Genomic DNA, 21723 nt, shown 5'->3' with positions numbered 1-21723 from the left:
TTAATTATCTCCTTTATTTTTTATTCTTCTATCATCTTTTAAATCTGCTTCAATAATTACTAAGTTAGACGGGTCAACTGGGAGAAATGCATTAGTTCCATCAGGTTTAGCTAAAGTAACTTCTTCAATGTTTACTTTATATGAAGAATAATCGACAGAAGTGATTTTTCCTTCATGACCTGCAAAATCTCCACGAACTACTCTAACTGTATCTCCTGTTCTAACCGGTAAAGATTTTTTACCTATTTCTTCCCTTAAATCTTTACTTACAGAAGCACTTAAATATTTACCACGTGCATGAGCAGGAGCATTATAACGAGCTTTTCTTTGTTTTCTTGGTTGAATTGACATATTTTCACCTTATACTAAAATACTTGCTGCACTACCTACACTAGGCCATCTGTCAGCTGCTTCTTTAGCAACAGGACCTCTAATTTCGGATCCTTTTAAAATTCCTTCAGGAGTAATAATAACTGCAGCATTATCTTCAAATTTAACACGAAGACCATCAGCACGTCTATATTCCTTTTTTTGTCTGACTACAACTGCGTTAACAACTTCTCTTCTCATATCCGCAGTTCCTTTTTTAACAGATGCAACAACTAAATCTCCAACACCTGCTACATCGAGTCTTCTTCTTACACCTTTAAATCCTTTTACAGAAATGATTTCGATTTCACGAGCACCAGTATTGTCAACACATTGGAGTCTTGCTCCAATTGGTAATGCTTTAGTCATGCTTGAGGTTAATGGTTTCATAATAACTACTCTCCTTTAACTTCAACTAAAACAAAATGTTTAGTTTTACTTAATGGTCTACATTCTGCTATTTTAACAGAATCACCAATATTCACATCAAAACAATCAGGTTTGTGAACATTGATTTTAGATTTCCTTTTCTCATATCTTTCATATTTTTTAATGAATTTATAGTAACTACGTTCAACAGTAATAGTCCTTTCTGCTCTGTTACTTACTACAACACCTTCAAGAACTTGACCTCTTACAGGCAAAGTTCCATGAAATGGGCAGTTAGGATCATTACATGTAGTTTCTGGTTCTTGAACGTTAAGCCCAACCATATTATCACCATTTATATTTTTTTAAACCTTTTTTTTATTCTATCTTCAGGACGAATAGACAAAATATTACCATCAACTTCAATTTTTTCCCCGTTTGGAATTTCAAATACAAAGATTGTTCCATTCTTTGGAATAACCTTTTCAGTATTATCCATTCCCTCAATTCTGATAGTATTCTTTGTCTCATCAATAATAGTTCCGTTTAAATTAAGAGAGGTATTCCTTTTACTTCTTGCATTAACTTTTAAACCAATGAATTCATGATGCACTAAATTATTTGAAGTAATCATATTTCCATTCTCTTAATAAAAATTTACAATAAATTATGCAGAAAAATTACAAAATTTTATTGAAAAACATATCGAACAGATGAACTATCTCCTTTTCTTATTATTCTTTTTAGATTCTCGGATTTCAATAGTATCAGATGAGAAACCCATTTCAGATAAAACTTCTTTCACTCTAACTTTGTGATCTCCTTGAAGCTCTATTTGACCGTTTTTAGCGGTTCCTCCACAAGCACATTTAGCTTTAAGAGTTTTAGTGAGTTCTTTGATATCTATATCATGTTCATCAATACCTTCGATAATAGTCATGAGTTTTCCGAATCTTCTTCTAACTGTAAACACTTTTAGAGTTTGAACTTCACGTGCAATTTCTTCACAAACACAAAGTTCTTCAGGAAGCCCACATACATCACAGATTTTTGACATTTAATTCTCCTTTTGTTTTTCATTCAAAATTGTAAGAACACGAGCAATTGTTCTTTTTAATTCTTTAATTTTTCCAGGGTTTTCGACTACCCCGGCAGCTGCACTTTTAGAAACATTTTTGGATAATTCAGTTCTGAGTTCAACTAACTTATCTTGAATCTCATCAACTTCCATGTCCCAAATTTCTTTACTTCTTAAAATCGCCATTGTTCCAACTCGTTTGGATAATAAAATTTAAGATTTATCATCTTTTTCTACTTCTTCAGTAGATTCTTCTTCAACAACTTCTTCCAATTCGTCGAGATCCTCTATTTCCTCAATAATTTCTTCTTCGATGATTTCTTCGGTTTCTACATCGATATCTTCTTCAATGATATTACCATCATCTTCTTTGATGGTCATTTTTGGAGGAAGGATTTCAACGGAATCAGGCAATACAGTTTCCGGAGGCATAATTCTTACATAAATACCTAATACTCCAGGTTTTAATTCAGCAGTAGCAAAACCCTCATTAACTAATCTGATTGAAGGTTCACCACATTTCTTAATGTATCCTTCTACGAATTTAGCTACAGCAGATCTAGAACCTCTGATTTTACCAGAAATAGTGATTTCTACACCTTGAGCTCCAGCTCCCATGATTCTGCGAATAGTAGAGTAAGCTACTCTTCTAAAGTGCATACCTCTTTGTAACATATTAGAGATTTTGTATGCCATGATTTTAGGGTTAAGTTCTGGAACATCAACTTCTTTGACTTCAATTTGCGGATTATCTAAACCAAATTCAGATTTAAGAACATCGGTAATAGCTCTAACATTTTTACCACCTCTACCAATAACCATACCAGGCCTTTCTGCATAAACAATGACCATGGTACCTAAAGGTGTAATTTGAACATCCATACCACCATATCCAGCTCTTTCGAGTTCTTTTTCTAAATATTCATCAATTCTAGTTCTTCTAAGGCCTTCTGAAACGAAATCTTTTTCTATCATTAGTTAGCCTCCTGTAATACAATTTGAATATGAGTAGTAGGTGTATTGAATGGAGTCATTCTACCGAATGCTCTTGGGATGTAACCAGGGATTACTACACCTCTGTGAGATGAAATATGTTCGATGAATAAATTTTCAGTATCCATACCTTTGTACTCTGCATTAGCTTCAGCATTTTCTAAAACTTTTAAAATTTGTTCTGCAGCTTTTACAGGGTATCTGCCAGCAGCCCATCCTTTTTGTCCTTTTCTGTGACCAACTTTTTTGTTGTGTCTTTTGAAAGGAACAGATTTTTTCATATCAATAACATTTTCCAAGTAATCTTTTGCTTTTCCTACTTCCATTCCTCTAATCGCGCTGCAAATTTCAACACTGTGTTTTGGAGAAATCTTAAGAGATTTTGCCATAGCACGTGCAGTTTTTGCCTCATCAACTTTTTCATTATAAGCATATTTGTTAGCCATGTTCTAATCTCCTTATTTAAGTGGTACAAACATGGATGATCTAGTAGCACCCATACCTGGATCTCCGTGTTGAACTCTTTTTCTGGTTGGTGCAAATTCACCGAAGTAATGACCAATCATTTCAGGTTCAATAGTGACTTCTACAAAATTTTGACCATCATAAATACCGAAAGTGGTCCCTACCATTTCAGGTATTACAATCATGTCTCTACAATGGGTCCTAATTACAACAGGACGGCCATTTTTACTTCCTTCTTTATTTAATTTTCTCATTTTATCCAAAACAATTTGTTGTCTTGGTAAAAATCCTCTTTTTAAAGATCTTCTTTGTCTTGCAGGGAATAATTCCATTACTTCCTCTAAAGACATGCCTTGAAGTTCTTCAAGAGTATAACCTTTATATTTAAATATTTTTCTTGCCAATGAAACACCCTCTATCTATCTTTTTAAACCTGTTCTTTTAGCTGCAATTGAACCAACTTTTCTTCCTGGTGGTGCATGTCTTGAAACAGTAGTTGGACGACCAGGATGTTGTCTGTTACCTCCTCCGTGAGGGTGGTCAACAGCATTCATTGCTACTCCTCTTACAGTCATGAATTTTTTACCTTTAGCTTTATAAGCATGCCATTTTTTACCAGCTTTAAGGAATGGTTTATCTTTTCTTCCTCCACCAGCTACTACACCAATACTAGCACGACAGTTAGGATTTAAGTATTTTAATTCCCCTGATGGTAATTCTACAACAGCTTGATTTGCATCATGAGTAACTACAGAAGCATAAGTTCCAGAAGATCTTACAAAACGGCCTCCATCTCCAGGAGTGTTTTCAATATCATAAATTGGAGTACCTTCAGGAATTTCAGCAAGCGGCAAAGTATTACCGAATTTGATAGGAGCAGAAATACCACATTCAATTTCATCATCGATTTGAATGGTTTCAGGTGCTAAGATAAATTTCTTTTCACCATTTTCGAATTTTACTTCTGCAATAGGAGCAGTTCTTGCCGGATCGTGAACAATATCAATAACTTTTCCTTTAATACTTCCTTCTTTTTCTAATGCATCGTAAGATCGGTACCTAATTTTGTCTTTAAAACGATGAGAAGCAACACGGTGAACAGGAGTTCCTCTCCCTCTTCTTTGGTGGATTAATCGTTTACCCATTTTTCATTCCTCCTTAGAATACACCTAATCTGACAGCAAGTTCTTCTGCCATTCCTTCTTCAATTAATTTAATATATGCTACTTTTACACCTTTAGGAGTAATATGTGTATTAACTCTTGCTACTTTTTCTTCGTATAAATCCTCAAAAGCATATTTAATTTGCCTTTTATTGACTTCACGATTTACAACAAATGCAATCTCATTATTCAAATCAATTAAATTCATTGTTTTTTCAGTAACATGAGGTTTAATAATAACTGAATATGAATCCATAATATCACCTTATTTATCCAATATTATTGGAATAAACCTCCTAATTTTTCAACAGCTGATTTAGTGTAAACAGTTAGTCTTCCTGGGTGAGTACCAGGTGCTAATAATTCAGCATTTAAGTTTTCAACACCCACAACATCTACACCAGCGTGGTTTCTCGCACCTAGGGAAATTCCTTTATCTTCACCGACAACAACAAGAGGTCCTTTTACTTTTTTGTATTTTCTTCCTCTAGTTTTACCTCTACCGGCTCTGATTCTTTTACCTTCTTTAGCGCGGATGACATCATCATAAACACCTAATTTTTGGAAAATTTCACGAGTTTGTTTAGCAGTTTTTACTTCTTCAATATCATCTTCAACAATAATAGGCACTTGAGCTAAATCATCAACAACATGACCTCTATTTTCAACAATTTCTTTATTAGTGGTTGCTGCAACAGCAGATCTGATTGCAAACCTTCTTTCTTTGATGTTGATTTTTTCATGATGATTTTTTTCAGCTCTAGTAGGATGTGCTTGTCTACCACCAATAGCCATTGGTACGAAAGCTGCTTTTGAACCATTTTTAATCCTTGGCACTCTTGCAGTACCTCTACCTGAACCCCATCCTTTAGCAGAGGTTCTTTTACCTGCCATTGGGTCATTACCCCATGGTTGTACTCTAGCAGATTGTGCTGAAAGTACAGCTCTTTTGATTAAATCCGGTCTGTACACTTCATCAAAAATAGCTGGAAGTTCAATTTCATCTTTAACTTCCCCATTAATAGAATAAACATTAACTTTCATGATTATACCCCTTGTTTAGATTTTGTACTAATGTAGTTAATTTGAGGGATATCCTCAGCTTTATTGTTAGGTCTGATAGGTTGTCTTAAGATTACTAATCTTTTAGAAGGTCCTGGAAGGGATCCTTTTACTAAAACATAATCGTTTTTGACAAGCCCATATTTTACAAATCCGCCATCTGGGTTGATTTCATCAACTTCGTCAGCTGATGCGATTTTTAAAATTTTTTTATTGAATTCAGTTCTTTTGTGGTAACCCATTTGACCTGCTTGAGCTACAGTCCACATAGTTCTTCTTGGAGTCCAAGGACCAATAGAACCGACGTGTCTACCTTTTCCTGCTCTTACAGCTTTACCATATTGAATTCTAATTCCCCATCTTTTTACTACACCTTGGAATCCTTTTCCTTTTGTAGTTGCAATTGCATCAACAAATTCACCTTCATTGAAGATTTCGCTAGCTTTTACTTCATTACCTAATAACTCCAATGCAGTATTTAATTTTTCTTCAGGATTTGCTCCTCCAATACCGCATTCAAATATATCCGGTTTTTTCTTAGGTACGCTAGTTACTTTTGGATTTGTGTGTACTAAGACCTTAATTTCTTCTGTGTTTTCTAATGCACCTTGTATTTTTGCAATAGCTTCAGATTTATTGTAATCTTTAGGAAGGGAAATCTTCCTTGAAAGTTCTTGATCTAAATTGTCTGCAAGTACTTCGGTGATTACTTTCAAACCACGAGAAGTTTTTTCATATGCTCTAATTCCCATTACTACGACTGGAGGCACTTCCAATACAGTTACTGGAGTGAAAACTTCCATACCTTGAGTAGGAGAGTTTTTATCAGTATCAGTTAATAAAACGTGAGTCATACCAACTTTATAACCTGCGAGGCCGAGTAATTTTGGTTCATCGGATTTTGGCCAAGATTTAACTCTAGGGGTTTCTTTAGCTGCTCTTTTCCTTGGACTAAAAGCAACGGAACCTTTTCTTGGCTGATGATGTCTAACCATTTAATTTAACCTCCTAATATATATTTTTCCTTTATTTTTAAATTATTTTAATTTTTTTAGTTTAACAGTCAAATGAACAACTATTAAACGAGTTTGATGAAATAAATTCATCGAAATGATAAATAGCTACAAACAAGTCTGCAACTAGATAAATATCAAATTTCAATATATTCAATTGAGTTTAAGCTAATTGAAGCACAATAAAGAATATATTTAATGTATAAATCATCCTGTGCTAAGATTATTTTCAGGAGAGTCCCAAAAATATTCATGTATAAAAAGTTGAGCAAGTTATCTATTAGCGTCTAAACTAATAATATATAAAGAGAATTAAAATCTCATAAAGTTAAATAAAGAAAGTGTAGCGACAACTGCCTCTTCAGTTCTAACAGTTTCAGTTCCTTGTCCAGGAAGAGTATTTACTTTAAATAAATCCCAATTAGGATTTGAAACATCTTCTGCAATTGAAGAATAAGGGCCACCAAATAAAATAGCAATACTTTTACATTCATCTACTTTACATTTTAATTCATCAAAAATAGAATCAATATAATCTCCATATTTTGTAGTTTCCACAACAAGATCAGGTTTAATTAATTTTAAGCTATTTTTAAGACTCTTATTAGAGGAGATAACTTTATATCCCCAGTAAATGTCATCTGGTTTATCAGGTGTGACTATTACTTCTTTCTTAGCTATTTTAGTAATCTTAAAGTCAAAAATTTTTTTAACTGTAAGATGCTCTTTACAGAATGCAAATTTATCCATACCAATATCAACAAAAGTTCCTTTCTTATTTCTTTTAACAGTGAAACCTTGTCTATAATCACCCACATCTGGTTGACTATTAACAGGATGATGAGGAGTCCTAAGCGGTGGAAGGATACCGACATGCTTAAGTTCAGCTTTTATAGGAATAACTTGTCTTCTCAAATATTGAGGAGTATTCATATAATTTAGAACTTCAGCAATAAAAGCTCCATCCTCTTCTCCATCTTCGTTTTTATCATGATTGTCATTGTAAATAACAACATTATCTGCTTGAAAAATAGCTAAAGCTCTTGCTATAATCCCCACTTTATAAGTACGAATTTTAAGATCTCTAGACTCAGAAAGAAATGAGTTTGGAATAAATATAGATAGCTCATCTTTATACATTAGTTTTATATTTGGCATATAAACTATATAAAGATTACCCTACATTTATATAGCTATCACTAAATAGACTTACACATTTACAAAATATTATATCAATTATAATATCCGTAGCTTCTCATATGCTACCAACTTTTTTATACTCAGAGAATATATTAATATAGTAATATGAATAACCCACTATATAAATATATGGTTTATTTGGGTAAAAAATAAGATTTTTGAAATTTTAATTATTTATGTAATGCTCTTATTACGATTACATCAACATTTTGATTTTCTTTTGTGTGAAAATCATAAATCTTAGGAATTGGAAATTTATAACGAAAAATATGTGTTATTTTTAAATTATTGACTTCAAAATATTTTATTAAAAACTCCTCAGTAGATGCCATGTGAAATGAATACAATACACTGCAATTTAATCCAATAGCTTTTTGAATGAAATTTAAATCAACACCAACCTCAGCATTTCTCTGAGATCCGAAGGGCGGGTTTTGAAATACAGTGTCTGTAATTGATCCTTCATTAAATTCATTAATGTCGCTGACAATGAAATTTAAATTATCTAATTTTAATTTGTCTTTAACACCTATTGCTAAGTTTATAGAATCTTCATCAATATCCACACCAATTGAGGAATTTGCTCCCATCAGTGAAGAGGCAATGGCAAAAATACCAGTGCCACAACCTAAATCAACGATATTTTTATCCTCAATATCTCCAAGAGAATAAGCATTCCAGATTAAATCAGATGCAATAACCGAAGGAGTTGAATATTGCTCAAGACCAACTTTAGGATTTGGGTGCGATGGAATAGATTGAAGTTTCATTTCCAAATGTTTTTTACGAGTAATCATTTTCATCTAATAAAAATATTTAAATTATTTAGTATATAATTATATATTGATAAGAATTACTTTGAGGTTTCAAATGTTTGAAAAAATATTAATTGCAAATAGAGGAGAAATCGCAATTAGAGTAATGCGTGCCTGTCGTGAACTTGACATTAAGAGTGTAGCTATTTACTCAGATGCTGATAAAACTTCCCTTTATACAAATTATGCTGATGAAAGCTATCCTTTAGGAAATCCTTCACCGGCAAAATCCTATTTAAATATCGGAAAAATTATTAATATTGCTCTTGAATCTGGTGCTGATGCAATACACCCAGGTTATGGATTTTTAGCAGAAAATGCTAAATTAGGAGAAGAATGTGAAAAAAATGGAATTAAACTAATCGGACCAAGTGGAGATGTAATTAACAAAATGGGAGATAAAATTACATCAAAGGCTTTAATGAAAAAAGCAGGAGTTCCTGTAATTGAAGGAACCGCCGAAGGCGTGACTGATATTAATGAAGCTAAAGAAATAGCACGCCAAATTGGATATCCTGTAATTGTAAAAGCTTCAGCAGGCGGTGGAGGAATTGGTATGCGTGCAGTTTATGAAGAAGACGAACTTGTACGTGCAATTGAATCTACACAATCCGTTGCATCAACAAACTTTGGAGATTCAACCGTATTTATTGAAAAATACCTTGAAAAGCCACGCCACATAGAATTCCAATTATTAGCTGATGAACATGGAAATGTCATTCATGTAGCAGACAGAGAATGTTCTATTCAAAGAAGACATCAAAAACTCCTAGAAGAAGCGCCTTCCCCAATTATGACAGAAGAATTAAGAGAAGAAATGGGCGGAAGTGCAGTTAAAGCAGCAAAATATATTGGATATAAAAGTGCAGGTACTGTAGAATTCTTATATGATAAAGGAGAATATTATTTCCTTGAAATGAATACACGTATCCAAGTAGAACATCCCATTACTGAATTAATCACCAACACTGATTTAATTAAAGAACAAATCAAAATTGCAAATGGCGATGAATTAAGCTATGAACAGGAAGATATTAAAGTAACTGGCCATGCAATTGAATGCCGTATTAATGCAGAAGACCCATTAAATGACTTTGCACCAAATCCAGGGAAAATTACAGGTTACAGATCACCTGGCGGACCTGGCGTACGTTTAGATAGTGGAGTATACATGAATTATACCATTCCAACATTTTACGATTCAATGATTTCAAAATTAATCACATATGGAAGAGACAGAACAGATGCAATTAACAGAATGAAAAGGGCATTAAGTGAATATATCATTCTAGGAGTAAAAACAACAATTCCATTCCATAAAGCCGTTTTAAGAAACCCTAACTTTATTTCTGGCGATTTAAATACGCATTTTATCGATACATATAAAAAAGGTATTGAAATAGAAATGGATAATGTAATTGCTGAAGATTTGGAACTTGTAAATAAAATGAAATCTACTTTCATGCCGGGTAAAAAAATAGCTGCAATTTCTGCTGCAGTCGGATCATACCAAAATATGGCTAAAAATCAACAAATGCAAAAATAATTCTGTGTTGGAGATTAATAAATGAGAAGTGAGATAATTAAAATATTAAAAAAAGAGAATAAACTTTCTGATGAAACAATCAAAGAACTCCAAGAAACAGATTTAAACGATTTTGCCAATATTATTCAAGAAATCGGAAAGCAAGAAACTAAATATATTAAAGCATCTGAAATCTCTAAAGAATTAAATACGAAATATATAGGTAAAAGTTTATATGTTTTTGATGAAGTAAAATCTACTAATACCGTGGCTAAATTTTTAGCAATGAACAATGTTGAAAACGGCAGTGTGGTTATTTCTGAAAAACAAACCGATGCAAAAGGAAGATCTGGCAAAACATGGGAATCTCCATTAGGAGGAATATGGTTATCTATTATATTACAACCACATGTAGATTACTCAAAACTCCCACTTATCACATTAGCAACAGGTGTGGCGGTTGCAAAAGCAATGGAGAAAATAGGAATCAAATCTGCTGAGATTAAATGGCCTAATGATATTATCATAAATAACAAAAAGGTTTGTGGAATCTTAACAGAAGCAGTTACTCAATTTAACACAATCAAAAATGTCATTATTGGTGTTGGTATTGATGCTAATGTAGACATTACTGGTTTTCCAGAAGACTTAAAAGAAGGGACTACAACAATTAAAGAGGAGCTCGGAAGAAAAGAAAATGAAAATACTCTAATCAGATTATTTTTAGAAGAATTTGAAAAAATTGCAGAACTTTTCAATCATGAAGGATTCGAAGAAATCTTGAAAGAATGGAGAAAACGTTCATACACTATTGGAAAAATTGTAGAAGTTAGAGAACCATTCAACAAATATTATGACGGTTACGTTGTTGGCATTAGTAAGGAAGGAGCTTTAATTGTCGAAAAAATTGATGGAACCTTAGAAAAAGTAATTTCCGGAGAATGTATAATTAAAAACTAAAATACAATCTCCCTACATTTTTCTTCATTTTGGATTACTTCAAGTAATTTTTCAAAGGAAGATTCTATTTTTTTAACTAAATCATTTAAATCTAAATTAAATGCATCGCTAGTCGATAAATCAAATCTTATAGTAGGTGATGCTCCCGGCATCCCAACTGCCGGAATTGTAATTATGCCATGTTCTTTTAATAAAACAAATGAAAATACAAATGCTAAATCATCATTAGAGAGATTATGGGGAATATTAACCTCATTTGATAAATTATCCGGAGAAATAAGTACTCCATTTGGTGTTTTTTCTAAATTATTAAATTTGGACCTTAATAATTCAAATAATTGATCTTTTCTTTCAAAACTTTTTATTAAATTATCCCCATTGAAGTTTTTAATACCATTTAACATGGCTAGTACCACAGGTGGTTGAGCTTCAAGACCAAATTGATTAACTTTAATTTTTATTTTATCAATTAAATCCTTACGACCTGCCATTAATCCTCCTCTCGGACCGGACATTAATTTATCAGTACTTGTAATTGCAATATCTGCTCCTAAATCACAAGCTTTGGATTGGTTAAATACAACAGTTCTAAGTCTTGCTCCAGAAGCATCATCAACCATGACAAGAATATTTTTCTCATGAGCCATTTCAATTACTTTTTTAAATTCTTCTTCATCAATGACTTTTAAATCCATTGTAGAACCAGTCACTACAACTAATGAAGTATTGTCAGGTATTGAAAAATCATCAAAAACATCAGTTTCAAAATAATTAGCACCTACCAATTTACAACTGCGAGGAATTGATGGGTGTGCTGGCAATTCTGCAAGATAATGTACAACATTAGAATTTTTTTTGACTAATGTTAAAATAGTAGCTAAAATTCCAGAAGAAGTTCTGTTAAGTGGAAGGACCTTTTCACCACCCATATGACCAATTCCAACTTCTTGAAGAGCATCTTCAAAAATAGCCGGTCCAACATAGGTTTCTAAAAGACTTAATTCAGAAGGACTTGCAATAAATCCCCCCGATAAACCCGTTAAATCAAATAGATAATTCCTACCTTTAGTTTCAACTATGTCTTTAATAATCAAAAGAGCTTTTTCTCTTTTTTTGACTTCATCTAAAGGACTATTTACAATCATCTAATCAGAGTCATCTAATTCTAATTTAAAGTTTTCAAAGAATTCAATAATGGATTTTAATTGTTTTTCATTGATTTCAACATTAGTGTACTCTTCATCTTCAGGAATTCCATAGAAATAGTCTGCAAATAAAACTTTTCCTTCAGGAGTTGTAATGATGGTTATTCCATCACTAAGTTTATCCGGATTTTTGTTTTGGAATTCTATTTCAACAGAAACGCCTAATTTTTCAGAAAATTTAAATTTTTCTTCAGCTTCTCTGTTGCACTTTCTAATTTTTGTCATTCTAGATTTCAATTTCTTTTCAGCAAGTTCATTAATATCAGCCATAATAACACTTCATCTAAATTATAATATTTGTAAGAATAATTTAAAATATAGTATAAATTAATTAATATATAAGTATTTTTATATAAATTTCAGTCATATAGACTATTTCCTTCAATATCCATTGCAACAATAAGCGGTCCAAAATCCTTAACTTTCAAATTCCACATTGCTTCAGGCATTCCTAGGTCTAACCAATCTACACTTTCAATTTCTTCAACAGCATCAACATATAATGCCGCACAACCCCCTGTAGCAACAACATATAATGCATTATTCCTAATTAATGCTTCACGTACATTATCATCCATTCCGCCTTTACCTATGATAATTTTTGGACCCATATCTAAAACATCACTTTGGTAAGGATTCATTCTCATCGAAGTTGTTGGTCCAATAGCCACCATCTGATAATGCCCATCTTTTTTAGTTATGATTGGTCCAGCATGGAATAATACAGCACCATCAATATTTAACGGAGCACCACGTTCAATTAAACGTTTATGTGCTTGGTCTCTTGCAGTTATAATATTTCCCGTAAGGTATACCACATCCCCCGCTTTTAAATCATTTAAACTTTCATCTTTAATTGGAACATCTAATCTTTTTTCCATTTATACACCTATAATCATAATCTATTTATTAAAAAACAATATAACAATAAATATATAAAAATTTTTGCTTTAATAAAATTAATGGTTAAAGATAAACTGAGGAAAAAATGTCAAGCATGAGTAATGTTGCAGGATTGTCAAAATTTATCACAACCCTGCCAAAAACAAAATATACAATTTTAGGAATGCTTATAATCAGTTATATTCTTGGTGGAATATACTATTTAATTGATTTAATACCGAACCATGGAATAATTGAAGAATTCATTTTTGGAGGATTATTCGGATTGGCTGTTCTTGGTATTAGTTCCATAATGAGTGGAGCACTAAATCAGCAAGTTATTAGTTCCCTTCATGGTATCAACTTAAAAATAAAACATTCAATGTTTTTATCATCCATTTCAATGACCATTTTAGGAATATTCATAATTATAGGATATGTTATTTCAAGAGTGATTAATGTAGATATATTTGTCAATTTCATGTTATTTGCTTGTGTTTTAATCTATGGATTTAATACATTAGTTTTCTGGGCAACTTCCAAAGTCAGATTCACTGTTGCTGCAACAACTGGTTTAATCCAACCAGTGCTTATAATATCCATGTACATTTTAATATCATTCTTATTTACTGACACAAGCTTTATTGGGCCTGCAATGGTGCAGATAAGCCTTAAAGCAATAGTTGCAGGAATAATATTTGTTTTGGCCATTTATGCATTTATTAGAATTATCGCATCCCCATTTAATAAAAATTTAGGAATCGGCGTCTTAGATTTATTAAGTTTATTCATTGCACATATGAATGAAGGATCAAATTCTCTTGAAGGGGAATTTGAAAATATGAGTGAAGCTATTGAAACCATCGTGACATTTATTAGTTTTAAAGGTGAAAATGGAATTAAAGCATTATTTATCTCTCCATCTGTTCATCCTGGACCATTAGGCGATTTAGGTGGTTCTAATATGCCTACACTACTTGCAAATAAATTCAATCATTTTACAATGGTTGCTCATGGCCCTTCAACACACGATTTCAATCCTATTGCAGTATCTGAAATCGATAAAATTGAAGCGGCCGTTAGAAGAGGTTTAGAAAAAATTGAATATTCAAAAGATGCAAGCAAATTTATTAGATATACCTTTAAAAAAGCAAAAATAGGCGTTCAATTTTTCAATGAAGGAATGGTGATATTATCCACTTTTGCCCCTGAAGCTGTTGACGATATTGAATTTGGTGTTGGACTTACTATGATGGCTCAAAGTAGAAGCAGATGTAGTGTTAAAGACTCCATAATCGTCGATTGTCACAATTCATTTAATCCAGAAAGTGGGGAAGTTCTTCCAGGGCATGCTGAGGTATTCCACTTAATTGGAGTTATAGATACAATTAATCCAAAACAGGACAAACATGATATTAAAATTGGATGCTATTCAAATAACATGGATACTCTTGATAAACATGAAGGGGTTGGTGAAAGCGGCATTAAAACAATGATCATTGAAGTTGGAGATCAAAGAACCGCATATGTCCTATTTGATGCAAATAACATGGAAATTGGTTTTAGACAAGAGATCATAGATGCTGTAAGTGACTTTGAAATCGATGAAATTGAAGTAATGACAACTGATACACATACTGTAAATACAATTTCCAGAGGATACAATCCGATTGGTGTTGCAAAAAGAGCTGAAATTATTGAATATGTAAAATTAAGCATTACTGAAGCACTTGAAGATTTAGAAAAAGTAGAAGTTGGAACTGGAACCGAAAAAATAAAAAATCTTAATACATTCGGACCAAATAATTCAACAGAACTGATTTCAACAATTAGTTCCGTTGTGGCTGTTAGTAAGATTGTAGCTCCAGTTTTACTCATTACATCATTATTTATATCTTTTATATGGATTTTCTTTGGAGGATTATAAATACATTACAAATAATGTGTATGCAATAATCCAAGTAAAGAAAAATGGTGAAATTCCATCCCATAACCATTGGCTAAATCCGGAGATTTCATCTCCTGCAATTTTTTGGGATAATTGGCCAATGAAATACAATATTATTACTGCAATAAAAAATGCAAAAACATCATTCTTAAATCCAAGCCAACCAAGAGATAAAGCAGCTGAACATAAAGCTGCAATAAGACCAAAAATAATATGAATACTTGTAACCTTGATAGTAGTGTCCATTTATATCCTCCATTAAATTAAATATATTAATATAATTTTATGAGTTATAATATATTAAGGTATTGATAAAAAAGGTGTTAAACAATGAAATCAATGTCAAATGTAGACATTTTTACAATTACAGATGAATTAAATAATTTATTAAGTGGAGCTAGAGTCGATAAATCATTTCAACCAACAAAAGACATGGTTGTTATGCGATTTCATGTTCCCGGAACAGGTAGGATTGATTTAGTATTGCAATGCGGCTCTAGAATACATACTAGCCAATATCCTCTTGAAAATCCAACTAATCCCCCTACATTTCCTATGCTTTTAAGAAAAAGAATTAAAGGTGCACATGTTGAAAGTATTAAGCAGCACAATTTTGATCGTGTAGTGGAGATTAAAGTTAAAAAAGATAAATATTATACAGTCATTGTTGAATTATTTGATAAAGGAAACATTATTCTTCTAGATGATGAAAATAATATTATCTTGCCTCTTAAAAGAAAACAAATGAGTACAAGAGATATCAGTTCTAAAAGAGAATATATTTTCCCAGAAGAAAGAGGCATAAATCCAATAAATGCAAATGAAAACGACTTTAAATCCTTATTTCAGGACAGAGAAAGTGATGTTGTAAGAACTCTTGCAAGAAACGGTCTTGGAAGTTTATATGCTGAAGAAATTATTAAAAGAGCTAATGAAATTATAGAAATAGATAAAAATACTTCAAATAATGAAATTACCCAAGAACAATTATCTGGATTGTACCGCGGTTTCAAGGATTTGTTTGCTAACCTAACAGATGAAAAGATTAAACCTCAAATTGTGAAAAATGATAACAATGAAGACGTTGTTGCTCTTGACCTTGTTAAATATGAAAATTATGAAAAAACATATTACAAAACATTTAATGAAGCTTGTGATGAGTTTTACTCAAAAAGGGTCAATACAGATATAAAAAATGTCCAAGAATCAGCCTGGAACAAAAAAGTAAATAAGTTTGAAAAAAGGTTGCATTTACAGCAAGAAACACTTGATAATTTTACCAAGACTATCGAGGACAGCCAAGATAAAGGAGAGATTATTTATTCTAATTACTCTTCCATTGAAAATATATTAACAGTTGTAAACCAGGCTAGTAATGATTACTCTTTTAAAGAAATTGGCAAAATACTGAAAAAAGCTAAAAAAGATGGTATGGACGAAGCTCAAATTTATGAATCAATTGATAAATTAGGCGTTTTAACTTTAAATATTGACAATACCTCATTTATCATGGATCCGAAGTTAACAATTCCGGAGAATGCTGAAAATTATTATGAAAAAGCTAAAAAAGCAAAAAGAAAAACAAAAGGTGCATTGATAGCTATTGAAAATACCAAAAAACAACTGGAAGATATTAAATCTAAAAAAGACATTGCAATGGAACATGTAACAGTTCCAAAAAAGAGAGTTAAGAAAAATCTTAAGTGGTATGAAAAATTAAGATGGTTTATAAGCTCTGATGATGTTTTGGTTGTTGGAGGTCGTGATGCAAACACCAATGAAAATATTGTTAAGAAATACTTAGAACCAAATGACATCTACCTGCATGCAGATATACATGGTGCTTCTTCAACTGCTATAAAATTAAATGGAAGTGAAATAAATGACAATCTCCTTAAAGAATCGGGAGAGTTTGCAGCATCATTTTCATCTGCTTGGTCATTAGGTTACTCAACACAGGATGTATTTTGGGTCAATCCAGACCAAGTATCAAAAACACCTGAATCTGGAGAATTTCTACCAAAAGGATCATTTGTTATTAGGGGCCATAGGAATTATATCCGAAGTGCAAGAGTTAAATTAGCTATTGGAATCGTAAATTACGAAGGAAAAAGAATAATGGCCGGACCGGTTGAAGCTTTAGAAGCACATTGTGACAACTATGTTGTTATAAAACCCGGTTTTACTAAAAAAGAAGCAATAGCTAAAAAAATTATTCACAAAATTAATGAGAATGATTTGATAAATTTAGATGATGTTATACGTGTATTGCCATCCGGAAAATGCGATATCGATGAAGAATATCATCAAAGAAAAAAAATATGAAAAAATTAATCCTGACAATCTTCAGGATTAAATTCAAAATATTCACCAGGATTCATAACCACAATATCAATATTCGGGTTAAACTGGCTTACAAAATTAGCGAAAATTGCAGGATCTTGTTCAATCGGTGGAAATGTATTGTAATGCATTGGAATAACCACTTTAGGATTCATCCACATTGAAGCTAATGCCGCTTCAAAAGGACCCATGGTGAATTTATCACCAATAGGAACCATAACAACATCAGGCTTGTATATTGAACCAATTATAGTTTTCATATCACCGAATAAACCCGTATCCCCAGCATGATATATTTTAGTTCCATCTTCAAAAGTTATTAAAAAGCTTGCGGCCGTACCTCCAGGCACGATTTCTTCAACCAGATCAATATCAGAAGAATGTTTAGCTTCAAGCATTGTGAATTTAATATTTCTAAATATAAATGAACCTCCAATATTGACGCTAATATTTCTAATTCCTTGTTTTGCTAAAAAGAGTGAAATTTCATGGATACAAGCTATAGGGGCATTAGTACTGTTTGAAATTTCTAATGCATCACCAAAATGATCTAAATGCCCATGAGTAAGTAAAATTATATCTGGATTTAATTCTTCGACTGGAACTTGGCAGGCAGGATTATTACTTATAAATGGATCAATTAGGATTTTAACACCCCCATCACTTATTATTTCAAAAGCAGAGTGTCCCAACCACCTAATCTCCATTATACAACACCACCATGAGCATTATTCATTAAAATATTTTCATTTAAATTAGAAGCTATATTCCAAGTTTTTTCGAAATTAGCCCTTATATTGGAAATAGAGTTCCTATCATCATATATAGCACCATATTCCAAATTATTTTTACCTTCAGATATAATCATAGCATGTGAATCATCTGTAATTAAATTTATAGAATGTACTTTCGGAACTGTTTTAATATGAACTCCCTGTTTTAAAAGAGAAGATATTAAAAACATATAAGACATATCAGAAACATCAAATTCATCAATTATTACCCTAGAATAAATTGTTGGTACATAAGATAAAACACGGTCTGATAAATCTTTCAATGATGGAATTTCCAACATGATTTCTTTATTAACATTAACTGCTAAATTATCAAAAGCCTCTTGAGAAGTTAATACTCCATAATCCGAAATTACATAACTTTTAAGTGATTTTGGAACTGGTAAACTCTCAGGATTGTTAATATCGATTTTGATATCTCTAGCTGGAACTTCTGGAGCAATCTTATTTGGAGTATGTAAAGCTGGTTCATTTAAGGAATCTTCATATGCTAAAGCATCCTGAATATCATTTGAATTATGAGTTGGTTCAACAATGAATTCTGGAACTTCATCTGTATATCTTTCTTCACGTCTTCTAGGAGTTCTAGTGACTTTTAATGGTTTTTCATAATGAGGAGTAAAATCAAGCTGTTTACTGAAATCTACTTCTGACTCCTGTTGAGAGACAGCATTTAAACCCTCATTTGAATTATCTTCAAAAGAAGTCCCAAAAAATTCACTAGTTGAGGAATCTGGATATTCATCAACTACAAAGTCTTCATAACCCCCATCATCATAATCATTAAATTCTTTGCGAACTCTAAGTGGCTGTTTATCATCAGTTGTTTTTCTTTCAATACCGTTAAATGAACGGAAATTATCTTCACGAGATTCTATAAATTCTTTAATCATATCCGTTGTTCTAGATGCATTTGAATCAACAAAATAGCTGACAATCATTATTATCCCTACAACTGAAATGAATATACCAACTATTAACAAAATGTCCAATAAGTTATAGACCATTGTTTCATATGCAAGGAGAACACCTATTACAAATAAAATAAAACCTGAAACTAATTTTATTGTATTTCCCACGTTTTCACCCTTATCAATTATTATCACACTATTATTTAACTATGAAATTATTTATTTAACAATATTTATAAAGTTATTGGATAAAAAAAGTAAGAATCCTGGAAAAATGAGGTAAAGTAATACTTTTTTAGAATATAGTAATATTAATATAGTAAAAAAACATAAAATTAGTTTGGTGAAAAAAATGAAAAAAATGAAAAAATTCATCAATGAAAATTCAGGTCAAGGTGCAGCAGAATACATTCTTCTGTTTGGAGGAGTTATTGTTATCGCATTACTTGCATTAACAATATACAGATCATACATGAACACTAGTGATGTTAGTCTGAAAGCAAAAGATGACATCATAGATGTTAGAAACACAATACTTGATAACAGAACACATGTATAGAAAAAAACTTGATAATAAAGGACAGGGCAGTGCAGAACTCATCCTAATAATTGGAGGGTTAATTGTAATTGTACTTCTTGTTGGAAGTTATATGTCAAATATAACCAGTAAAACCCAAACTAGCATTCAAAATTTATTAAAAATAGAAAGAGATTATATAATAAATAAAATATGAAAATGGAGAGAAATTCTCTCTATTTTCCCGCCAATAAAGTTTTTAATATATTGTTCCAAGTCTCGGAATTAATATTATTTAATTTCATTGTTGTTCTAGATACAACCCTAATATTTTGAGGACATGCGGTTACACAAGCTCCACATAAATTACAGAAGTCCAAATTAGTAACAGATTTGCCATCAATAATTGAAACCGCATTACAGGAGCAAACATCCTGACATGCATGGCATGAATCCCCTTTACATATTTTTTCATCAGTTTCAATCAATTCTAATTTACCCTCAAATGGTTTGACAATAGAAATCGCATCTGATGGGCAGATTTCTGAACACCAAGAACAACTTACACAAGATTCCTCCACAATAAATGTATTGCCAGTGATTTTAGGCGTTTTAATTTCATCACTATACATACAAGTAGCGCAGACTTCATAAATCGCATTTTCAGGACATATTCTCTTACAAACCCCGCAAAAAACACATTTTGACAAATCCACATCAATAGAATTATTTAACAAGTCAATGCTTGATGTGGGAATATTTTTAATATCAATAGCACCTACAGGACATAATTCTGCACAGTAAGCACAATAAATACATTTATCCTCATCAATATCAATTTCTCCCCTAACTAAATCTTTAGTTTCAGGAAGGTTTCTTTTGAAAATAATTGAATCCTGAGGACAGACTTCATAACATCTACCACAGTAAATACAGTCATCATCATCGACTATTGATTCAACTTCCCAAATCGGGTATTCCTCCATATCTTTAACATTAATTCCATCAATATTTAAAGACAATGCCTCAAACGGACATGCAACTGAACATAAACCGCAGAATACACAAGAGTCCGCATTAATAGAAACTAAATCCATTTCTATTAACCCTCTAGCAATAGGTACGATTGGTCCTAATCTTAAAGAGTCAGTTGGACATATTTCAACACATATACCGCAACCAAGACAATTTGCATCTTGATAAGATAAGTTACGGTGTTGTTCACCCTCTCTTTTAATATCAAACATTTTATCCCTCATGCTTTAGAGATAGCTTGATTTGGACAATTTTGTATGCAAAGATCACAATCATCACAATTTTCAGAAACAATAGCAACATCACCATTTTCTTCTATGATTGCATTTTGTTCACAAAGTTTAATGCATAACCCTTGTACTGGGCAATTTTCAATGTGTCCACACAAATTTGAGTCTATTTTTACTACCATATAACCACCTCACATTACATAAAAATATTTTTATGTCAATTAATATTATATCGAACTGTACTTATAAACATATCGATTATTTTTTTTATCATTTGATGAATTTCCCATTTTGATTAATCTCACCACGCCTAATTCTTGTGGAAGATATGGGAGTTCCATCATAAGCCAATACAAAACTAACAACAACAATATCTATTGGTTTCATGCCTTTTGAAACTCTAATTTCATTGATTTTAACTGCCGTGGGTTCAGTTTCCTCACTTACAACAATGGCTTCAAAATCTGCATCAAATATTGTAGTACCATAAGGATCATCTAATTGAACAACTGAAAAATTTGATTTGTCATCAAAAAAAGATTTGAGATTACTCATCCTTTCTTTACAAGGATCGATATCCCCTTTTAAACCTCCAAAAGCATCTGAAGTCACACCAATTTCAATACAATCTCCAATCTCGAAAGCGGTCGATAACAACTTTTTATGCCCATCATGAAATTTGTCAAAAGTTCCCCCTACAGCAACTTTATTATATCTTTTAGAATTCATACTATTATCCCAATTAGTTTGATGATTTAATTATATAAAAACTTGTATAAATTTATAGCTATTGAAAAAAAGGTCATTTTCAAAAAAAAAAATCAGCAAAAAATATTTCACGATAAG

General features: G+C 31.9%; 30 protein-coding genes. 6 read left to right on the top strand and 24 right to left on the bottom strand.

All coding sequences use genetic code 11. The features are described 5' to 3' along the window. The 15 genes from rplX to Q9969_RS00305 all read right to left on the bottom strand — a co-directional run bounded on the left by rplX (position 1) and on the right by Q9969_RS00305 (position 8515). The gene (rplX, locus tag Q9969_RS00375; protein ID WP_305513654.1) at positions 1–351 is read right to left on the bottom strand and encodes a 50S ribosomal protein L24; all 351 of its coding nucleotides are present in this window, start codon (positions 349–351) and stop codon (positions 1–3) included. Between the two features lie 9 nt (positions 352–360). Beyond that, complete coding sequence (locus Q9969_RS00370) at positions 361–759, bottom strand: 50S ribosomal protein L14 (protein WP_292740338.1); 399 nt, start codon at positions 757–759, stop codon at positions 361–363. A 5-nt stretch (positions 760–764) separates the two neighbouring features. After that, positions 765–1082 (bottom strand): 30S ribosomal protein S17, encoded by a 318-nt coding sequence (locus Q9969_RS00365; protein ID WP_305513650.1) that lies wholly within the window; start codon positions 1080–1082, stop codon positions 765–767. An 11-nt stretch (positions 1083–1093) separates the two neighbouring features. Then, positions 1094–1372, bottom strand: coding sequence for a ribonuclease P protein subunit (locus Q9969_RS00360; RefSeq protein ID WP_305513648.1), 279 nt, complete (start codon positions 1370–1372; stop codon positions 1094–1096). 84 nt (positions 1373–1456) lie between these two features. Then, a complete protein-coding gene (gene yciH, locus Q9969_RS00355; RefSeq protein ID WP_295598971.1) occupies positions 1457–1795 on the bottom strand; it encodes a stress response translation initiation inhibitor YciH in 339 nt (112 codons plus the stop codon). Beyond that, positions 1796–2002, bottom strand: coding sequence for a 50S ribosomal protein L29 (rpmC, locus tag Q9969_RS00350; protein WP_305513644.1), 207 nt, complete (start codon positions 2000–2002; stop codon positions 1796–1798). It lies immediately after the preceding gene. Between the two features lie 27 nt (positions 2003–2029). Next, positions 2030–2791 (bottom strand): 30S ribosomal protein S3, encoded by a 762-nt coding sequence (locus Q9969_RS00345; protein WP_305513642.1) that lies wholly within the window; start codon positions 2789–2791, stop codon positions 2030–2032. After that, entirely contained in the window at positions 2791–3255 is a 465-nt protein-coding gene (locus Q9969_RS00340; RefSeq protein WP_305513640.1) for a 50S ribosomal protein L22, read from the bottom strand. The genes Q9969_RS00345 and Q9969_RS00340 overlap by 1 nt, the downstream gene beginning before the upstream one ends. A 12-nt stretch (positions 3256–3267) precedes the next feature. Further along, positions 3268–3678: a 30S ribosomal protein S19 gene (gene rpsS, locus Q9969_RS00335; RefSeq protein ID WP_305513638.1), complete on the bottom strand. Its 411-nt coding sequence runs from the start codon at positions 3676–3678 to the stop codon at positions 3268–3270. Positions 3679–3693: 15 nt separating this feature from the next. Then, on the bottom strand, positions 3694–4419 hold the full coding sequence (locus tag Q9969_RS00330; protein WP_305513636.1) for a 50S ribosomal protein L2: 726 nt from the start codon (positions 4417–4419) through the stop codon (positions 3694–3696). A gap of 13 nt (positions 4420–4432) precedes the next feature. Further along, a complete protein-coding gene (locus tag Q9969_RS00325; RefSeq protein WP_305513634.1) occupies positions 4433–4693 on the bottom strand; it encodes a 50S ribosomal protein L23 in 261 nt (86 codons plus the stop codon). Positions 4694–4716: 23 nt separating this feature from the next. Then, positions 4717–5481: a 50S ribosomal protein L4 gene (rpl4p, locus tag Q9969_RS00320; RefSeq protein WP_305513632.1), complete on the bottom strand. Its 765-nt coding sequence runs from the start codon at positions 5479–5481 to the stop codon at positions 4717–4719. A 2-nt stretch (positions 5482–5483) separates the two neighbouring features. Then, positions 5484–6494, bottom strand: a complete 1011-nt coding sequence (gene rpl3p / locus Q9969_RS00315) for a 50S ribosomal protein L3 (RefSeq protein WP_305513630.1) — start codon at positions 6492–6494, stop codon at positions 5484–5486. 330 nt (positions 6495–6824) lie between these two features. Then, the gene (locus Q9969_RS00310; protein WP_305513629.1) at positions 6825–7652 is read right to left on the bottom strand and encodes a putative RNA uridine N3 methyltransferase; all 828 of its coding nucleotides are present in this window, start codon (positions 7650–7652) and stop codon (positions 6825–6827) included. 230 nt (positions 7653–7882) lie between these two features. Next, positions 7883–8515, bottom strand: coding sequence for an METTL5 family protein (locus Q9969_RS00305; RefSeq protein ID WP_305553241.1), 633 nt, complete (start codon positions 8513–8515; stop codon positions 7883–7885). Between the two features lie 67 nt (positions 8516–8582). Between Q9969_RS00305 and Q9969_RS00300 the strand changes: the two genes are divergently transcribed. Continuing rightward, positions 8583–10073, top strand: coding sequence for an acetyl-CoA carboxylase biotin carboxylase subunit (locus Q9969_RS00300; RefSeq protein WP_305513627.1), 1491 nt, complete (start codon positions 8583–8585; stop codon positions 10071–10073). Between the two features lie 21 nt (positions 10074–10094). After that, on the top strand, positions 10095–11012 hold the full coding sequence (locus Q9969_RS00295) for a biotin--[acetyl-CoA-carboxylase] ligase (RefSeq protein WP_305513625.1): 918 nt from the start codon (positions 10095–10097) through the stop codon (positions 11010–11012). On the opposite strand, the gene Q9969_RS00290 is transcribed toward Q9969_RS00295, so the two are convergent. The 3 genes from Q9969_RS00290 to Q9969_RS00280 all read right to left on the bottom strand — a co-directional run bounded on the left by Q9969_RS00290 (position 11009) and on the right by Q9969_RS00280 (position 13098). Beyond that, positions 11009–12157: a TIGR03576 family pyridoxal phosphate-dependent enzyme gene (locus tag Q9969_RS00290; protein WP_305553238.1), complete on the bottom strand. Its 1149-nt coding sequence runs from the start codon at positions 12155–12157 to the stop codon at positions 11009–11011. The genes Q9969_RS00295 and Q9969_RS00290 overlap by 4 nt on opposite strands. After that, positions 12158–12487 carry a hypothetical protein gene (locus tag Q9969_RS00285; protein WP_305553235.1) on the bottom strand — a complete coding sequence of 110 codons (330 nt, stop codon included), beginning with the start codon at positions 12485–12487 and terminating at the stop codon, positions 12158–12160. It abuts the gene before it with no gap. Between the two features lie 89 nt (positions 12488–12576). After that, on the bottom strand, positions 12577–13098 hold the full coding sequence (locus tag Q9969_RS00280; RefSeq protein WP_305513623.1) for a FumA C-terminus/TtdB family hydratase beta subunit: 522 nt from the start codon (positions 13096–13098) through the stop codon (positions 12577–12579). 107 nt (positions 13099–13205) lie between these two features. On the opposite strand from Q9969_RS00280, the gene Q9969_RS00275 reads away from it, so the two are divergent. Next, positions 13206–15026 (top strand): DUF2070 family protein, encoded by a 1821-nt coding sequence (locus Q9969_RS00275; RefSeq protein ID WP_305553232.1) that lies wholly within the window; start codon positions 13206–13208, stop codon positions 15024–15026. Here Q9969_RS00275 and Q9969_RS00270 read toward each other — a convergent pair. Beyond that, a complete protein-coding gene (locus tag Q9969_RS00270; protein ID WP_305513619.1) occupies positions 15021–15293 on the bottom strand; it encodes a hypothetical protein in 273 nt (90 codons plus the stop codon). The genes Q9969_RS00275 and Q9969_RS00270 overlap by 6 nt on opposite strands. An 84-nt stretch (positions 15294–15377) precedes the next feature. Between Q9969_RS00270 and rqcH the strand changes: the two genes are divergently transcribed. Beyond that, complete coding sequence (rqcH, locus tag Q9969_RS00265) at positions 15378–17372, top strand: ribosome rescue protein RqcH (protein ID WP_305553229.1); 1995 nt, start codon at positions 15378–15380, stop codon at positions 17370–17372. Positions 17373–17377: 5 nt separating this feature from the next. Here the strand turns inward: rqcH and Q9969_RS00260 are convergent, their stop codons facing one another. Further along, positions 17378–18097: a metal-dependent hydrolase gene (locus Q9969_RS00260; RefSeq protein WP_305553225.1), complete on the bottom strand. Its 720-nt coding sequence runs from the start codon at positions 18095–18097 to the stop codon at positions 17378–17380. Continuing rightward, on the bottom strand, positions 18097–19263 hold the full coding sequence (locus Q9969_RS00255; protein ID WP_305553222.1) for a hypothetical protein: 1167 nt from the start codon (positions 19261–19263) through the stop codon (positions 18097–18099). Before Q9969_RS00255 ends, Q9969_RS00260 begins: the two co-directional genes overlap by 1 nt. 184 nt (positions 19264–19447) lie before the next feature. On the opposite strand from Q9969_RS00255, the gene Q9969_RS00250 reads away from it, so the two are divergent. Both Q9969_RS00250 and Q9969_RS00245 read left to right on the top strand, forming a co-directional pair. Next, positions 19448–19654 (top strand): class III signal peptide-containing protein, encoded by a 207-nt coding sequence (locus tag Q9969_RS00250; protein ID WP_305513608.1) that lies wholly within the window; start codon positions 19448–19450, stop codon positions 19652–19654. After that, positions 19647–19829, top strand: coding sequence for a class III signal peptide-containing protein (locus tag Q9969_RS00245; protein ID WP_305513606.1), 183 nt, complete (start codon positions 19647–19649; stop codon positions 19827–19829). Before Q9969_RS00250 ends, Q9969_RS00245 begins: the two co-directional genes overlap by 8 nt. Before the next feature lie 19 nt (positions 19830–19848). Here the strand turns inward: Q9969_RS00245 and fwdF are convergent, their stop codons facing one another. The 3 genes from fwdF to Q9969_RS00230 form a co-directional block, all read right to left on the bottom strand. Next, positions 19849–20859 carry a tungsten-dependent formylmethanofuran dehydrogenase subunit FwdF gene (gene fwdF / locus Q9969_RS00240; RefSeq protein WP_305553219.1) on the bottom strand — a complete coding sequence of 337 codons (1011 nt, stop codon included), beginning with the start codon at positions 20857–20859 and terminating at the stop codon, positions 19849–19851. 8 nt (positions 20860–20867) lie between these two features. Beyond that, positions 20868–21059 (bottom strand): 4Fe-4S binding protein, encoded by a 192-nt coding sequence (locus Q9969_RS00235; protein ID WP_305513602.1) that lies wholly within the window; start codon positions 21057–21059, stop codon positions 20868–20870. An 88-nt stretch (positions 21060–21147) separates the two neighbouring features. Then, entirely contained in the window at positions 21148–21606 is a 459-nt protein-coding gene (locus tag Q9969_RS00230; protein ID WP_305513601.1) for a phosphopantetheine adenylyltransferase, read from the bottom strand. Positions 21607–21723: the final 117 nt, after the last annotated feature.

It is taken from the genome of Methanobrevibacter sp. V74 (genome assembly GCF_963082495.1).
GTDB lineage: Archaea > Methanobacteriota > Methanobacteria > Methanobacteriales > Methanobacteriaceae > Methanocatella.
The sequence above is the reverse complement of the archived record's forward strand: the minus strand, read 5'-3'. Positions and strand labels throughout refer to the sequence as shown.

Coding starts and splice junctions, on each gene's coding strand:
- rplX (WP_305513654.1), bottom strand. CDS start 351: ATGTCAATTCAACCAAGAAAACAAAGAAAAGCTCGTTATAATGCTCCT.
- Q9969_RS00370 (WP_292740338.1), bottom strand. CDS start 759: ATGAAACCATTAACCTCAAGCATGACTAAAGCATTACCAATTGGAGCA.
- Q9969_RS00365 (WP_305513650.1), bottom strand. CDS start 1,082: ATGGTTGGGCTTAACGTTCAAGAACCAGAAACTACATGTAATGATCCT.
- Q9969_RS00360 (WP_305513648.1), bottom strand. CDS start 1,372: ATGATTACTTCAAATAATTTAGTGCATCATGAATTCATTGGTTTAAAA.
- yciH (WP_295598971.1), bottom strand. CDS start 1,795: ATGTCAAAAATCTGTGATGTATGTGGGCTTCCTGAAGAACTTTGTGTT.
- rpmC (WP_305513644.1), bottom strand. CDS start 2,002: ATGGCGATTTTAAGAAGTAAAGAAATTTGGGACATGGAAGTTGATGAG.
- Q9969_RS00345 (WP_305513642.1), bottom strand. CDS start 2,791: ATGATAGAAAAAGATTTCGTTTCAGAAGGCCTTAGAAGAACTAGAATT.
- Q9969_RS00340 (WP_305513640.1), bottom strand. CDS start 3,255: ATGGCTAACAAATATGCTTATAATGAAAAAGTTGATGAGGCAAAAACT.
- Q9969_RS00330 (WP_305513636.1), bottom strand. CDS start 4,419: ATGGGTAAACGATTAATCCACCAAAGAAGAGGGAGAGGAACTCCTGTT.
- Q9969_RS00325 (WP_305513634.1), bottom strand. CDS start 4,693: ATGGATTCATATTCAGTTATTATTAAACCTCATGTTACTGAAAAAACA.
- rpl4p (WP_305513632.1), bottom strand. CDS start 5,481: ATGAAAGTTAATGTTTATTCTATTAATGGGGAAGTTAAAGATGAAATT.
- rpl3p (WP_305513630.1), bottom strand. CDS start 6,494: ATGGTTAGACATCATCAGCCAAGAAAAGGTTCCGTTGCTTTTAGTCCA.
- Q9969_RS00310 (WP_305513629.1), bottom strand. CDS start 7,652: ATGTATAAAGATGAGCTATCTATATTTATTCCAAACTCATTTCTTTCT.
- Q9969_RS00305 (WP_305553241.1), bottom strand. CDS start 8,515: ATGAAAATGATTACTCGTAAAAAACATTTGGAAATGAAACTTCAATCT.
- Q9969_RS00300 (WP_305513627.1), top strand. CDS start 8,583: ATGTTTGAAAAAATATTAATTGCAAATAGAGGAGAAATCGCAATTAGA.
- Q9969_RS00295 (WP_305513625.1), top strand. CDS start 10,095: ATGAGAAGTGAGATAATTAAAATATTAAAAAAAGAGAATAAACTTTCT.
- Q9969_RS00290 (WP_305553238.1), bottom strand. CDS start 12,157: ATGATTGTAAATAGTCCTTTAGATGAAGTCAAAAAAAGAGAAAAAGCT.
- Q9969_RS00285 (WP_305553235.1), bottom strand. CDS start 12,487: ATGGCTGATATTAATGAACTTGCTGAAAAGAAATTGAAATCTAGAATG.
- Q9969_RS00280 (WP_305513623.1), bottom strand. CDS start 13,098: ATGGAAAAAAGATTAGATGTTCCAATTAAAGATGAAAGTTTAAATGAT.
- Q9969_RS00275 (WP_305553232.1), top strand. CDS start 13,206: ATGTCAAGCATGAGTAATGTTGCAGGATTGTCAAAATTTATCACAACC.
- Q9969_RS00270 (WP_305513619.1), bottom strand. CDS start 15,293: ATGGACACTACTATCAAGGTTACAAGTATTCATATTATTTTTGGTCTT.
- rqcH (WP_305553229.1), top strand. CDS start 15,378: ATGAAATCAATGTCAAATGTAGACATTTTTACAATTACAGATGAATTA.
- Q9969_RS00260 (WP_305553225.1), bottom strand. CDS start 18,097: ATGGAGATTAGGTGGTTGGGACACTCTGCTTTTGAAATAATAAGTGAT.
- Q9969_RS00250 (WP_305513608.1), top strand. CDS start 19,448: ATGAAAAAAATGAAAAAATTCATCAATGAAAATTCAGGTCAAGGTGCA.
- Q9969_RS00245 (WP_305513606.1), top strand. CDS start 19,647: ATGTATAGAAAAAAACTTGATAATAAAGGACAGGGCAGTGCAGAACTC.
- fwdF (WP_305553219.1), bottom strand. CDS start 20,859: ATGTTTGATATTAAAAGAGAGGGTGAACAACACCGTAACTTATCTTAT.
- Q9969_RS00235 (WP_305513602.1), bottom strand. CDS start 21,059: ATGGTAGTAAAAATAGACTCAAATTTGTGTGGACACATTGAAAATTGC.
- Q9969_RS00230 (WP_305513601.1), bottom strand. CDS start 21,606: ATGAATTCTAAAAGATATAATAAAGTTGCTGTAGGGGGAACTTTTGAC.